This is a genomic window from Devosia oryziradicis (genome assembly GCF_016698645.1).
Lineage (GTDB): Bacteria > Pseudomonadota > Alphaproteobacteria > Rhizobiales > Devosiaceae > Devosia > Devosia oryziradicis.
Map to the genome: position 1 here is coordinate 2,957,379 of NZ_CP068047.1, position 13,134 is coordinate 2,970,512.

Consider the following 13,134-nt stretch of genomic DNA (forward strand, 5'->3'; position numbering starts at 1 on the left):
ATGGCTGTCGTTTCAACGCGCGCGGGCCGGCTCGGCAATCGCCTGGCAATTGCCGCGGTTATCGTGGTGACCCTGATCTTCCTGTCGCCGATCTACTGGATCACCTCGACGGCCTTCAAGCCGCTCGTGCTGGCCACGTCGGTGCCGCCCACGGTGGTCTTCCAACCCACCATCACGCCCTTCGTCAAGCTCTTCACCAAGCGGGCACAGCTGACGGGGCCGGTGGCACCGGAGGTCTATGAAGCCGCGCCATGGTGGGAGAAGCTGATCCTGGATGGCGGCGAGCGGCTGTCCCGCGATGGCAATGGCGAGGTGGTCTACTCGGCCTATCCGGATCGCTTCGTCAATTCGCTGATCATCGCCGTCACTTCCACGCTGCTGGCGGTTTCACTGGGGACAATCACGGCCTATGGCTTCTCGCGGTTCAGGGTGAAGGGCGAGGCGGATCTGCTCTTCTTCATCCTATCGACGCGCATGCTGCCGCCCATCGTGGTCGCCATCCCGATGTTCCTGATGTATCGGGCGGTAGGGCTCAACGACACCCATATCGGCCTCATCATCCTCTACACCGCGTTCAACGTCTCGTTCGCCGTCTGGCTGATGAAGGGCTTCATCGACGAGATTCCGAAGGAGTACGAGGAAGCGGCGCTGGTGGACGGCTATACCCGCATGCAGGCCTTCTTCAAGATCGTGCTGCCGGAAGCCGCCACGGGCATCGCCGCCACCGCAGTCTTCTGCTTCATCACCGCCTGGAACGAGTACGCGTTCGCGCTGATCCTCACCAACCGCCGGGCCCAGACCGCACCGCCGTTCATTCCCAGCCAGGTCGGTACGGGCCTGCAGGACTGGACCGTGATTGCCGCCGGAACCGTGCTGTTCCTGCTGCCGGTCGCCATCTTCACCTTTCTGCTCCGCAACCACCTGCTGCGCGGCATGAGCTTTGGTGCCATTCGCAAATGATCAGTCGAGAATTCAACCAGAAATATTTCGGCCCTGGCGCCATCACCCTGATGGTCTTGGGCATCCTGTTCCTGTGCCAGCCATGGAGCGCCGAGTTGCATGCCTGGAGCGTGCTGGTGATGCTGATCGGCCTGATCGGCTTCAACATCTCGGTGCATATACCGGCACCGGAAGCAAAGGTGGACGAAGACGACACCGGCCCGGTGTCCATCTCGCAAACAGTGGCATCGGGTGGTGGACATGACTGAAATTCAACTGAGCAACATCGACAAGCATTTCGGTCCGGTCCATGTCATCCGCGAGATCAACCTGACGGTGAAGGACCGCGAATTCGTGGTTCTGCTGGGGCCCTCCGGCTGCGGCAAGACCACGACGCTGCGGGCCATTGCCGGGCTCGAAGACATCGATTCCGGAGACATCCTGATCGATGGCAAGCCGGTGCAGAACGTGCACGCATCGGAACGCGACGTGGCCTTCGTGTTCCAGAACTACGCGCTTTATCCGCACCTGACCGTGTACGAGAACATGGCGTTTCCGCTGCGGGCCGTGCGCCAGAGTCGGGAGGAGATCGACCGGACCGTACAGTCGGTTGCCACGTCACTCGGCATTACCGGCCTGCTCAAGCGCCGGCCGTCAGCACTGTCGGGCGGCGACATGCAACGCGTTGCCATTGGCCGCTCGCTGGTGCGCCGGCCCAAGGCGATCCTGCTCGATGAGCCGATCGGCTCGCTCGATGCCAAGCTGCGCGAGACCATGCGCGTCGAACTCAAGCGCCTCCACATCGAAAACGGCTCCACCTCCATCTACGTGACGCATGACCAGGTCGAGGCCATGTCGCTGGCCGACCGCATCGTGGTGATGCATGAAGGATTGCTGCAGCAGGTGGGTACGCCCGACGAGGTCTATCGCTATCCGGCCAACATGTTCGTCGCGCAATTCGTCGGCAGCCCGGTAATGAACCTCGCTGACGCTGCGATCAGCGAAGGCGCGGACGGTGTCAGCGTCGGCCTGGGCGGCGTAAACTTCGCCTTTCCGGCCGCATTGTCAGGTGAACTCACCAAGGCCGGCGCGCAACAGCGCAAGCTCAAGCTCGGCGTACGCCCTGAGGGTGTTCTGCTCTCGCACGAGCCCCGCGAGGGCTATGTCGCGGTGACATCGGGCATCATCGAGCCGCTCGGCTCGCATGACATCGTCGACCTCAAGGTCGGCGATATCGTGCTTCGGTCCCGCACTAAGAGCGGCTTTGTGGCTGGCCCAGGCGACCAGGTCTGGGCGCGGATCGACCCGGCCCAGGCGCATTTCTTCGACACCACCTCCGGCATTTCCTTGGGGATCAGGCTCTGATGGCGCATATTCAACTCAAAGGGATCTCCAAGTCCTTCGGCAACCATGTGGCGCTGAAGGACCTGAACCTCGAAATCGCCGACGGCGAGTTCTTCGTGCTGCTGGGCCAGACGGGAGCCGGCAAGACCACGACGCTGCGTCTGGTCGCGGGCCTCGAAAAGCCGAGTGCAGGCCAGATCTTCATCGACGGGCAGGATGTCGGCGAGTGGGGCGCAGCCGAGCGCGACGTGGCCCTGGTGCTGCAGCAATATTCGCTCTATCCGCGCTACACGGTGCGGGAGAACCTGGAATTCCCGCTGAAGTCGCCCATCCGCAAATCGAGCCCGGCTGAAATCAAGTCGCAGGTCGATCGCGTGGCCAAGACGCTGCGCATCGAGCATCTGATGGATCGCAAGGTCGACCGGCTATCGGGCGGCGAGATGCAGCGCGTCTCGATCGGCCGCGCCATCGTGCGCCGGCCGCGGGTGTTCCTGATGGACGAGCCGCTGTCGGCGCTTGACGCCAAGCTCCGCGAAGCGCTGCGGACCGAGCTCAAGAACTTGCAGGTCAACCTGGGCGCAACGTTCCTGTTCGTGACGCATGACCAGGTTGAGGCCATGGCCATGGGCGACAAGATCGGCGTGCTCAACAATGGGCAATTGGTGCAGAAGGGTACGCCGCGTGAAATCTACAACAACCCCATCAACACGTTCGTGGCACGGGCCGTCGGTTCGCCGCCGATGAACCTGATGGATGGGAAACTGGAGCAGGGAGCGGCGGTGACCGCGGCGGGCCAGCGCCTGCCGCTGGACGGGCGCGAGCCGCTGGCGGGTCGCCCGCTCACCTTCGGTATTCGCCCCGAAGATCTTTATCTCGAGGGCGGCGCACCCGGATCGGCCCGGGTGCATGACATCGAGAACCACGGGGTGGAGAAGATCATCACGCTGCGCACGGGCGACAGCCTGCTGCAGGCGACTGTGCCCAGCCAGACGACCCTGAGGGTGGACGAGGAAGTCCGGTTCTCATGGAACCCGGACAAGGTCGTCCTGTTCGACGGCCAGAGCGGCATCAACCTGCGTCACGCCGGCTAGCCAGGCTGGCGCCAACGGGAGCCGGCGGTCTTCCCGACGCTGGCTCCCACCAATAGAAAACGCCCCGACTTTACGTCGGGGCGTTTTGCATTCCGGACCTCGATCAGGCGTGCTTGATTTCGGTGCCCAGCACCTTGAGGCAATCGCGCATGAACGCGGCCAGAGCCGTCCAGCCCTTGGCCGACACCATCTTGCCGTCGATCAGGGAATCGGTGGGGCTGAGGTCGACATAGGTGCCGCCGGCCAGGGTCACTTCGGGCTCGCAGGCAGCCAGGGCACCGACGCGCTTGCCGCGCACAACGCCATCCACCGCGATCAGGATCTGCACGCCGTGGCAGATGGTGAAGATGGGCTTGTCGGCATCGTGGAAGTGCTTGACCATCTGCTGGATGCGCTTGTCGGTTCGGATATATTCCGGACCGCGCCCACCGGCGCAGTACACCGCATCATACTGGTCGAGCTGGGCGAGGGCCTCGGAGAACGTCTTGTTGATGTCGGCATAGTGACCGACCTTCTCGGTATAGGTCTGGTCGCCCTCAAAGTCGTGCAGGGAGGTCTTGATGCGATCGCCGGCCTTCTTGTCCGGGCACACCACGTGCACCGTATGCCCGACCGCCATCATCCCCTGCTGAAAGACGAAGATTTCGTATTCCTCGGTGAACTCACCGGTCAGCATCAGTATCTTCTTGCCAGCCATTTATCTGCTCCTCCTTGTTTTCAGATATCGGTTTGCCCGCCTGGCGACCAACTCCCTGGGTCGATCAGACAAAAGCCGGCAGAAGCCGGGTGCGGGAATTCTGGATGTGGACATGCATCGCCTGGCGGGCGAGCTGCGGGTCGCCGCGACGCATCGCGTCCATCAATGCCTCGTGCTCGTCCAGCGCCTCGGCCGTCACCAGCCGGTGGTACATCAGTCGGAAGATGTGAAAGTGCGTGTGCTGCATCCGGAGCACATCCCGCATCAGCCCGTTGCCGGCGATATCGAGAATCTTGTCGTGGAATTCGGCGTCCTGCCGGGCGAAATCGGAATAGCGCAGCCGCTCGTCGGGGCCGTCATTGGTCTTGGCCATGACACCGGCCAACTGGTCGAGCGCGTGCAGGCCGGCTTCATCCATGCGCGCGGCCGCCTTGGCCGCAGCTTCGGGCTCGAGCATCAGACGCAGTTCATAGAGTTCGTCAAAGCGGTCGCGGCTGACCTGGGGCGCGGCACGGTAGCCCACCAGGTGCGCCCTCAATACGAGACCCTCGCCCTCGAGCCGTCCGAGCGCTTCGCGGATGGGGGTATGCGAGACGTTGAGTTCGCGAACCAGATTATCGACGGTGATGCGTGCGCCCGGCGGAATCTGCAGCGACATCAGCTGCGCGAAGATGGCGTCATAGACCGTACCCGCCAGGCTGCTGGGCCGCGCCAGGCCGGTTGGCATCTCGTTGATCACCGTCGACTTCATTCGCGCCGCTCGCCACTTGACATGGGCAGTCATCTAGCATGATGGTGGCGAGCCCACAATACTATATCCTATACGATCTGATATCAGAATGGGTGGCTGTGGGCGGGGAGGACTTCTGATGGGGCTGTTTGGCGCGCTTCGGCTGCCGGGCGAAATTCTGTTTGGAAATGGCCAGCGCCGGGCGCTTGGAGCTGTCGCAGCCAAATCGGGCAAGCGGGCGCTGGTCTGCACGGACGAGCGCTTCGCCGGCACCAGCAGCTTTGCCGAAATGATGGCGGACCTGCGCAGCGCCGGGGTGGATGTGCTCGTTCACGATGGTGTGCTACCCGACGTGCCGAGCGAAACAGTGGGGACCTGCGTCGCGGCAGCAAAAGGATTTGCGCCAGACATGGTCATCGGTATCGGCGGCGGCTCGTGTATGGACATGGCCAAATGCGCCGCATTGCTGCTGACCCATGGCGGGACGCTGGCGGACTATTACGGCGAATTCAAAGTGCCCGGCCCGGTATTGCCCATCATCGCGGTGCCGACGACGGCGGGAACAGGCTCCGAGGTCACGCCGGTTGCCGTTATTTCCGACCCGGTGCGGACGCTCAAGGTCGGCATTTCGAGCCCACACCTGATCGCCACCGCGGCCATCTGCGACCCAGAACTGACGCTGACCTGCCCGCCGGGTCTCACGGCGGTGGCGGGCGCCGATGCGCTGACCCACGCCATCGAGGCGTTCACCGCCGTGCGGCGAACGGACGACGCGGCCCTGCCCCAGCGGCACGTTTTCATCGGCAAGAATGCGCTCACCGACCACTATGCCCTGTTGGCCATTCGGCTGCTGGGTAGGAGCCTCGAAACAGCCGTCAAGGATGGCGGCAATGCGGAGGCCCGCGCGGACGTGATGCTTGCCGCCATGGCCGCTGGTTGCGCCTTCGGATCAGCGGGAACCGCGGCCGCGCACGCCATCCAATACCCCGTCGGCGCACTCACCCACACGGCGCACGGCCTGGGCGTGGCATGCGTGCTGCCCTATGTCATGGCCTATAACCAGCGTGCCAGCGTGGCGGAGATGGCCGAAATCGGGACGGCACTCGGCGTTGCCGGTGGTGATGTCCAGGAGCGGGCGCAGGGCGGCATCGACATCGTCAGCCGGATATTCGGCGCCATCGGCATAGCGCCGACACTGGCCAAGCTGGGCCTTGCCGAAGACAAGCTGGATTGGACGGCCGAGCAGGCGCTCGGCATCGACCGCCTGATCAAGAACAACCCCCGGCCTTTCGACCTGCCGGGCATGAAGAGACTGCTGCGCGCTGCCTTCGATGGCGACATGGCGGGCGCGGCGGCATGACGGGACTTTCGCAATGACCACCACACCAGACCTCAAGGCAGCCTCGCGCGGGCTCTATATCGACGGACAGTGGCGCGGCGCCGACGGCGGCGCGACCATCGATGTCGTCGACCCGTCGACCGAGGCCGTGCTGGCCACGGTGCCCGATGCCACCCTTGCCGATGCCGGGCTTGCCGTCGAGGCGGCGGCCAAGGCGGCCCCCGGTTGGCGCAACATGGCCCCGCGCAAGCGCTCGGAAATCCTGCGCCGCTGCTTCGAACTGATGACCGAGCGGGCCGAGATGCTGGCTACGCTGATCTCCCTCGAGAACGGCAAGGCGCTGCGCGATGCCAGGGGCGAGGTCGCCTATGCCGCCGAATTCTTCCGCTGGAATGCGGAAGAGGCGGTGCGCATCACCGGAGAATTCGGGATCGCCCCCGCCGGCACAAACCGCATTGTCGTCGATTACCAGCCCATCGGCATCTGCCTGATGATCACGCCGTGGAACTTCCCGGCGGCGATGGCGACGCGCAAGATCGCCCCCGCCCTGGCGGCCGGCTGCACGGTGATCCTCAAGCCGGCTTCGGAGACGCCGCTGACGGCCTATGCGCTGGCCGCGATCTATGAGGAAGCCGGCGTACCGCCCGGCGTGGTCAACGTGTTGACCACGACCTCGCCTGTCCCGCTTACAGCGGCGATCCTGGCCGATCCACGGGTGCGGAAACTTTCGTTCACCGGCTCGACCGGCGTCGGCCGCGCCCTGCTGGCGGAGGCCTCCAAGCATGTGATCTCATGCGCAATGGAGCTCGGCGGCAATGCGCCCTTCATCGTGTTCGACGATGCTGACCTTGAGGCAGCGCTGGACGGAGCGATGATCGCCAAGATGCGCAATGCCGGCGAGGCCTGCACCGCTGCAAACCGGCTTTACGTGCAGTCGGGCATCCATGACGCCTTCTCCGCAGGCCTCGCCAAGCGGATGGAGGCGCTGCGTGTCGGAGCGGGCGCCGAGGCAGAGACCGAATGTGGTCCGATGATCACGCGCAAGGCGGTCGAAAAGATCGAGCGGCTGGTCGAGGACGCCATTGCCAAGGGCGCCAAGGTGGTGACAGGCGGGAGCCGGCCCAATCGGCCAGGCTTCTTCTATCCGCCCACGGTGCTGACCGAAGCGACCGATAGCGCGGAGATGGCAACCGAGGAAATCTTTGGTCCGGTCGCGCCGATCTATCGCTTCGCGGATGAGGCGGAGGTCGTCGCCCGCGCCAACAATACGGAATACGGCCTGGCGGCCTACATTTTTACGCGCGACCTCTCAAAGGGCCTGCGCGTGGCTGGTGCGGTGGAAGCGGGAATGATCGGCCTCAATCGCGGCTTGGTTTCCGATCCGGCGGCGCCGTTCGGGGGGGTGAAGCAAAGTGGACTTGGACGTGAAGGTGGCCAGCATCACGGCATCGCGGAGTTCATGGAGGCGAAATATATCGCCACCAGTTTCTAGGAAGACAGACGCCATGGAAACGGACGCATTTCGAATACGAGGGCATGTCGCAAACTTCGACGACATCGTTGCCGATATCGTCGCCCGCAGCGCGGCGACGCGCGCCACTGTGCCGATGCAGGCCGACATTGCCTATGGCCAGGGACCGTCCGAAACCGTCGACCTGTTTTTCCCGGCGGACATGAAAGCGCCCTGCCCTGTCCACATGTTCATCCATGGCGGATACTGGCGCGCCTTTTCCAAGCGCGACTATTCGCTGGTGGCTGACACCGTTGTCGCCGCCGGCGCCATCGCTGTCATCGTCGACTACGCGCTGATGCCTGCGGTTCGCATGGCGACGCTGGTGGACCAGGTGGGGCGTGCCAAGCAGTGGGTCCTGGACAACATCGCCCAATACGGCGGCGACCCCGATAAACTGACCATCAGCGGCCACTCCGCCGGAGCGCATCTGGCGACCACGCTGTTTCAGCACGATCGCGGCCCAAGCCGCGTGAAGTCTGCCCTCCTGCTGGGCGGGCTCTACGATCTCAAGCCGCTGCAGAAGTCGTTCCTCAAGGACGAGATCGCGCTCACGGATGACGAGGTGGCGGCATTCACGCCGATGAAGAAGCAGTATGACGCCAGCACCAAGGTGATGGTGGTGGTTGGCGCCCGGGAAACCGCGCCGTTCCACGAGCAGGCCAACACTTTCGCACGCAAGCTGTCGGGCCAGGGCCTGGCCGTGTCACAGCGTATCGTGGTCAGCCGCAACCACATGGACAGCGTGCGCGACCTGGGCGTGCCCTATTCGCTGACCGGGCGGTATCTGGCCGAGCTTATCACGCAGTAGGCCCGCATTCAGCGCTTGGCGAAGTCGGGCACCTTGACGATCTCGCCGCCCTTGAGCGCGGATTGGTGCGCGCAGATACCCACCGATGTCCAGTTTGCCGATTGCTCGACATTGGGGAACGGGTCGCGGTTTTCCAGCAGCGCGTTGACGAACTCGTTGACCATGTGGGGGTGGGAGCCACCATGCCCGCCGCCCTGGATGAAGGACAGGTGGTCCGCATCGACGATGGCGCGCGTGAACTTGCGGATCTCCGCGGGCAGCAGGTGGGCGTAGTCGGGCACTTCGACCCTTTCGGCAATCTCGGTTTCAGGCCGTTTGGCGGTGTGCAACACCGGGTGCTCGCCGGTCATCAGCTCCCACTCGAAGGATTTCTTCGAACCGTAGACGTCGATGCTCTCGCGATATTGCCGCGCCGTGTCCCAGAGGAAGCGCCACACATGGGCGGCGACGTCGGAATCCTTGATCTTGATGTGACAGGATTCGACGGCGAAGCTCGAGCCGGAGCGCCGGGCGATCTCTTCGTTGACCGCACCCGAGCCGAAGCAGCTGACATACTCGGCCATGCCGTCGACCATGGCCATGAGTGGGCTGACGACATGGGTGGCATAGTGCATGGGCACCATATCCTTCCAATAGTCCGGCCAACCCTCCATGTCCTGGGGATGGGAGGCCTGCAGATACTGGATGCGGCCGAGTTCACCCTTGTCGTAGAGCTCCTTGATGAAGAGGTATTCGCGGCTATAGACCACGGTCTCAGCCATCATGTATTTCAGCCCGGTTTCGCGGACGAGGCCCACGATCTCGGTGGCCTCTTCGAGCGTGGTCGCCATGGGAACGGTGCACATGACATGCTTGCCGGCTTTGAGCGCGGCGATGGTCTGCGGCGCATGGTCGGGAATGGGGCTGTTGATGTGGACGAAGTCGACATTGGGGTCGGTTACCACGTCGCGGAAATCGGTGTAGCGGGCCGCGATGCCGAACCGGTCACCGATTTCGTCGAGTTTGGCCTGCGACCTCTGGCAGATTGCGGTGACTTCGGCATTGGGATGGGCCTGGTAGATCGGGATAAACTCCGCTCCAAATCCCAGCCCGATCAGCCCTACGCGCGCCTTGTCCATGGTCCCCTCCTGGTTGATGGAACAAATATTGCTGCCCTGCCGGCCATAGCCATGAGCATTCGCGCGAGATTTCTGAGATATTTCCCGGATGAACGGCTCAGCTGCTGGCCTTGAGCAGTGATCGCGCCCTCGCCTGGTCGCGGTATTCGCGCGGGGTCAGACCGGTCTCCTTCTTGAAGAAGACGCTGAGATATTCGGGATGCTCGATCCCCATCGCCGCGCTGATCTCGGACAGTGACAGGTCCGTTTCGACCAGCATTTCGCGCACGGCATTGGCACGGACGCGCAGGATTTCCTGGTGTGGCGTGCGATTGAGCGCCTTGCGGAAACGCGCCTCGAGCACGCGGCGAGACAGGGGGATGGAGCCGAGCAGGTCCTCGACGCCGATATTGTTGCGGGCATTGTTGCGGATGAAGGCCACCGCCTCGGCCACGTGCCGGTCGCCGACGGCAAGGACATCGGTAGACACGCGCTTGCGCACCCCGAGCGGCTCGATCGAATGCTTGCGGCCAGAGAGCTTGTCGCCACGCAGCAGCCGATCAAGAATTTCGGCAGCGTAAACGCCGGTGCGGAAGGCGTTGGGAACGATGCTCGACATTGTGGGTGTGGTGATCTCGCACAGCAGCTCGTCGTTATCGACGCCGACAATGGCGACATCCCCCGGCACCGCGATGTCATAGTAGCGGCAGATTTCGAGAAGCTGCTGGCCGCAGCCATCGTAGCAGGCAAAGATGCCCACTGGCTTGGGCAGTCTGTCGAGCCAGGCGCGGATGGCTTCGCGCTGCGTCCACCAGCGCACGCGCGGCTCCTGGCGCGCGGGCAGATTGAATATCTGCGACTTGAGCAGATCGCGTCCGAGGAGGCGCTCGAAGGCCTGCTGACGCCAGATCGACCAATTGTAGAAGGGGTCGCCGAAGTAGGCGAAGTTCTGCAGGCCGCAGTCGCGCAGATGCTCCAGGGCCAGCCGCGCAATGGCCTCGTCATCGGTTTCGACCCAGGGAATCCCCTGCACGAGGCGCGCGGCACTCACGTCGACAGTGGGCACGCCCATGGCGGTGACGATGCGGGCCATGCTGTCGGTTTCGATGCGGGCGATGATGCCATCGAATTTCCAGTCGCCCGCGAAGGATTCGTCCAGTTCGTGCCGGCCATGCTCGGTCAGGTAAAGAGTCCAGCGGCGGCTCTTGGCATAGTCGTGGATGCCGCGCAGGATGCCACGGGCATAGCTGTTGGACGTCTCGACGATAACCGCAACGTTGAATTCGTCGACCACGGCTCCTCCCTTTGCCGGGCGGGCGCCGACGCCCGCGGCGTCCACTATATCCGAGTTGTGGCGCTTGCCTACGCCGTCGGCGGGCTAGCCGAGAAGTTGGCGCAGGAAGCGCGCGCCATCCCGGGCCAGTTCATCCTGCGACGAGGCAAGCGGACGCCAGATGGCCGCGGCCTTGGCGATCTCGACAATGCCGGGGGTAAAGGATTCGATGACGACGGGGCCGGCGTAGCCGACCCCGCGCAGGGCGTCGCGGACCCCAACCCAGTCAATGCTGCCGGTTCCGGGCGTGCCGCGGTCGTTCTCGCAGGCGTGGAAATGACCCAGTAGATCCCCTGCCCGGCGGATGGCATCGGGGATGCTCCTTTCCTCGATGTTGGCGTGGAAGGTATCGATATGCACCTTGAAAGCGGGGTCACCCACTTCGTGGATCAGCTCGATGGCCTGGTCGACAAGATTGATCATGTCGGTCTCGAAGCGGTTGAGCGGCTCGATAGCGATAGTTATGCCCGCGTCGGTTGCGATCTTGCCCAGGCCACGCAGGTTTTCCACGCACCAGGCGCGCTCCTGGGCCTTTTGGTCGGGCGAAACCATGCGCGTCTTGCCAACCGCCGAGTAGACCGGGCCGGCAAAGAGCGAACTGCCCACCGCCTCGGTGAGGCGCAGACAGTCGGTGATGTAAGCCACGCCGTTGCGGCGGATGGCAGGATCGTCGCTGGAAATGTCACGTGTCGTGCCGAAGGCGCCGCAAATGGTAAGCTCAAGGCCTTCATCGCGGGCTGTCTTGCGCAGGAGCGGGACGTCGATGAGCGCAGTGTCCTCCACCGCGACCTCGATGATGTCAAAGCCCATGGCCTTGATCTTCGGCATCAGGGTGAAGTCCCTGGTGGTGAAGGGCGAGGTCCAGACAAAGGTGTTTACGCCGATTTTCATGGTCGCTCCCTCCCCGACACGCCGCCCGTCAGGCAGAGCGTGCGCTTGCTTCCCTACAGTTTTTTGGGTGTGTGGGAGCGTGGCGTAAAGGAGTATTCGCGCTAAAAACCTGAGATTTCTGACCAGACTGGGCTAGCGGCGGGGCGGCGGTCCGACCGAGGCCCGCTCCACCAGCGGGCATTCGAGCTTGGTGATCGGGTAGCGGTTGGTGTCAGGCGTGGGCGCCGAGAGCTGTTCCACCGCCCACATTCCCATGGCCCGATGGGGCAGGATGGACGTGGTCAGCGGCGGGTGCATGTGGCGGGCGATTTCCTCGTCGTCATAGCCGACCACCGACATGTCATCGGGAATGGAAAGGCCGGCTTCCTTCAGCGCCTCGTAGCAGCCGATGGCTGTGCGATCGTTCTGGCAGAAGATGGCGGTGGGCCGATCCGGCAAGGCCAGCAGTTGCACCGTTGCCCGGTAACCGGCGCCGGCGGACCAATCGCCTTCAACCACGAGATCGGGGTCGAACGGGATGTCCGCCGAGGCCAGCGCACGACGGTAGCCCTTGAGACGATGCTCCGCTGCCTCCATCCAGGGCTCGCCGGTAATGGTGGCGATGCGGCGGTGACCATGTTCGATGAGGTGGCGGGTCGACATCTGCCCGCCTACGATCTCGCTGGGCACGACGGCCGGGAAGGCGTTGTCGGCGGTATAGCAGTTGAGCAGCACAACAGGGATGTTGAGGTCGGACAGGTAGGCCGGCGCCACGATCTCGCGGGTGAAGATGGCCATGTAGATCAGGGCGGAAACCCCTGGCCCGGTGAGGGCGCGGAGGGTGCGCGGCTCCATTTCATCGTCGCAGAGCGTCTGCGCCACCAGAACGATGTTGCCGGCATTCCAGGAAGCCTGGCGGACGCCTTCGATGGCGACCACTGCTTCAGGGCTGGTGGCGAGCTGGTCGACGGCAAAGCCGATAATGCCGTCGATCGGCTGCACGCCGGCGGCTGAACTGGCGGTTCGCACGGGAAAGGTCGGGGATGCGTAGCCCAGCGCCCGGGCGGCTTCGGTAACTCGGTCACGGGTCTGCTGCGACAGCTTCATCCCGGGGGTGCGGTTGAGTACGAAAGACACGGTGGCCTGGGAACATCCGGCAGCCTTGGCAACGTCGGTCATGGTGACGCGCCGCCGCTGCTCCTTTGGTCCGCTGCCGTTTCTGGTCGCCGATGCCCTGTCAACCATGGTTCGCGCGTCTCTCAATCAGAATTCTTTGCCGAAAGCCGATTGCCCCGGACAAGCAGCAGATTCGCGCTTGGAACAATAAGTGGGCGCAACGACGTGCGCGCGGGAGCGAGGGTGGTGGACGCATC

At 63.8% G+C, this 13,134-nt stretch carries 13 protein-coding genes; 7 read left to right on the forward strand and 6 right to left on the reverse strand.

Annotation, left to right across the window (positions count from 1 at the left end; genetic code table 11):
* The 4 genes from JI749_RS14735 to JI749_RS14750 are packed head-to-tail and all read left to right on the forward strand — an operon-like array spanning position 1 to position 3,374.
* Complete coding sequence (locus JI749_RS14735; RefSeq protein WP_201655494.1) at positions 1-960, forward strand: carbohydrate ABC transporter permease; 960 nt, start codon at positions 1-3, stop codon at positions 958-960.
* The gene (locus JI749_RS14740; RefSeq protein WP_201655497.1) at positions 957-1,208 is read left to right on the forward strand and encodes a hypothetical protein; all 252 of its coding nucleotides are present in this window, start codon (positions 957-959) and stop codon (positions 1,206-1,208) included. The genes JI749_RS14735 and JI749_RS14740 overlap by 4 nt, the downstream gene beginning before the upstream one ends.
* Positions 1,201-2,304, forward strand: a complete 1,104-nt coding sequence (locus tag JI749_RS14745) for an ABC transporter ATP-binding protein (RefSeq protein WP_201655500.1) — start codon at positions 1,201-1,203, stop codon at positions 2,302-2,304. Before JI749_RS14740 ends, JI749_RS14745 begins: the two co-directional genes overlap by 8 nt.
* Positions 2,304-3,374 carry an ABC transporter ATP-binding protein gene (locus JI749_RS14750; RefSeq protein ID WP_201655503.1) on the forward strand — a complete coding sequence of 357 codons (1,071 nt, stop codon included), beginning with the start codon at positions 2,304-2,306 and terminating at the stop codon, positions 3,372-3,374. Before JI749_RS14745 ends, JI749_RS14750 begins: the two co-directional genes overlap by 1 nt.
* A gap of 103 nt (positions 3,375-3,477) precedes the next feature.
* On the opposite strand, the gene JI749_RS14755 is transcribed toward JI749_RS14750, so the two are convergent.
* Together JI749_RS14755 and JI749_RS14760 are read right to left on the reverse strand one after the other, a co-directional pair.
* Complete coding sequence (locus JI749_RS14755) at positions 3,478-4,071, reverse strand: DJ-1/PfpI family protein (RefSeq protein WP_201655506.1); 594 nt, start codon at positions 4,069-4,071, stop codon at positions 3,478-3,480.
* Between the two features lie 64 nt (positions 4,072-4,135).
* Positions 4,136-4,822: a GntR family transcriptional regulator gene (locus JI749_RS14760; protein ID WP_201655509.1), complete on the reverse strand. Its 687-nt coding sequence runs from the start codon at positions 4,820-4,822 to the stop codon at positions 4,136-4,138.
* 118 nt (positions 4,823-4,940) lie between these two features.
* On the opposite strand from JI749_RS14760, the gene JI749_RS14765 reads away from it, so the two are divergent.
* From JI749_RS14765 to JI749_RS14775, 3 genes are read left to right on the forward strand one after another with little or no spacing between them, the layout of a single operon-like run.
* The gene (locus JI749_RS14765) at positions 4,941-6,161 is read left to right on the forward strand and encodes an iron-containing alcohol dehydrogenase (RefSeq protein ID WP_201655512.1); all 1,221 of its coding nucleotides are present in this window, start codon (positions 4,941-4,943) and stop codon (positions 6,159-6,161) included.
* Positions 6,162-6,174: 13 nt separating this feature from the next.
* On the forward strand, positions 6,175-7,632 hold the full coding sequence (locus JI749_RS14770; protein ID WP_201655515.1) for an NAD-dependent succinate-semialdehyde dehydrogenase: 1,458 nt from the start codon (positions 6,175-6,177) through the stop codon (positions 7,630-7,632).
* 13 nt (positions 7,633-7,645) lie between these two features.
* The gene (locus tag JI749_RS14775; protein WP_201655518.1) at positions 7,646-8,461 is read left to right on the forward strand and encodes an alpha/beta hydrolase; all 816 of its coding nucleotides are present in this window, start codon (positions 7,646-7,648) and stop codon (positions 8,459-8,461) included.
* Between the two features lie 8 nt (positions 8,462-8,469).
* On the opposite strand, the gene JI749_RS14780 is transcribed toward JI749_RS14775, so the two are convergent.
* From JI749_RS14780 to JI749_RS14795, 4 genes are all read right to left on the reverse strand, one after another.
* Positions 8,470-9,579: a Gfo/Idh/MocA family protein gene (locus JI749_RS14780; RefSeq protein ID WP_201655521.1), complete on the reverse strand. Its 1,110-nt coding sequence runs from the start codon at positions 9,577-9,579 to the stop codon at positions 8,470-8,472.
* Between the two features lie 97 nt (positions 9,580-9,676).
* On the reverse strand, positions 9,677-10,852 hold the full coding sequence (locus JI749_RS14785) for an AraC family transcriptional regulator (RefSeq protein ID WP_201655524.1): 1,176 nt from the start codon (positions 10,850-10,852) through the stop codon (positions 9,677-9,679).
* 84 nt (positions 10,853-10,936) lie between these two features.
* Positions 10,937-11,782 (reverse strand): sugar phosphate isomerase/epimerase family protein, encoded by an 846-nt coding sequence (locus tag JI749_RS14790; protein ID WP_201655527.1) that lies wholly within the window; start codon positions 11,780-11,782, stop codon positions 10,937-10,939.
* A 132-nt stretch (positions 11,783-11,914) separates the two neighbouring features.
* Complete coding sequence (locus tag JI749_RS14795) at positions 11,915-12,940, reverse strand: LacI family DNA-binding transcriptional regulator (protein WP_201655530.1); 1,026 nt, start codon at positions 12,938-12,940, stop codon at positions 11,915-11,917.
* Positions 12,941-13,134: the final 194 nt, after the last annotated feature.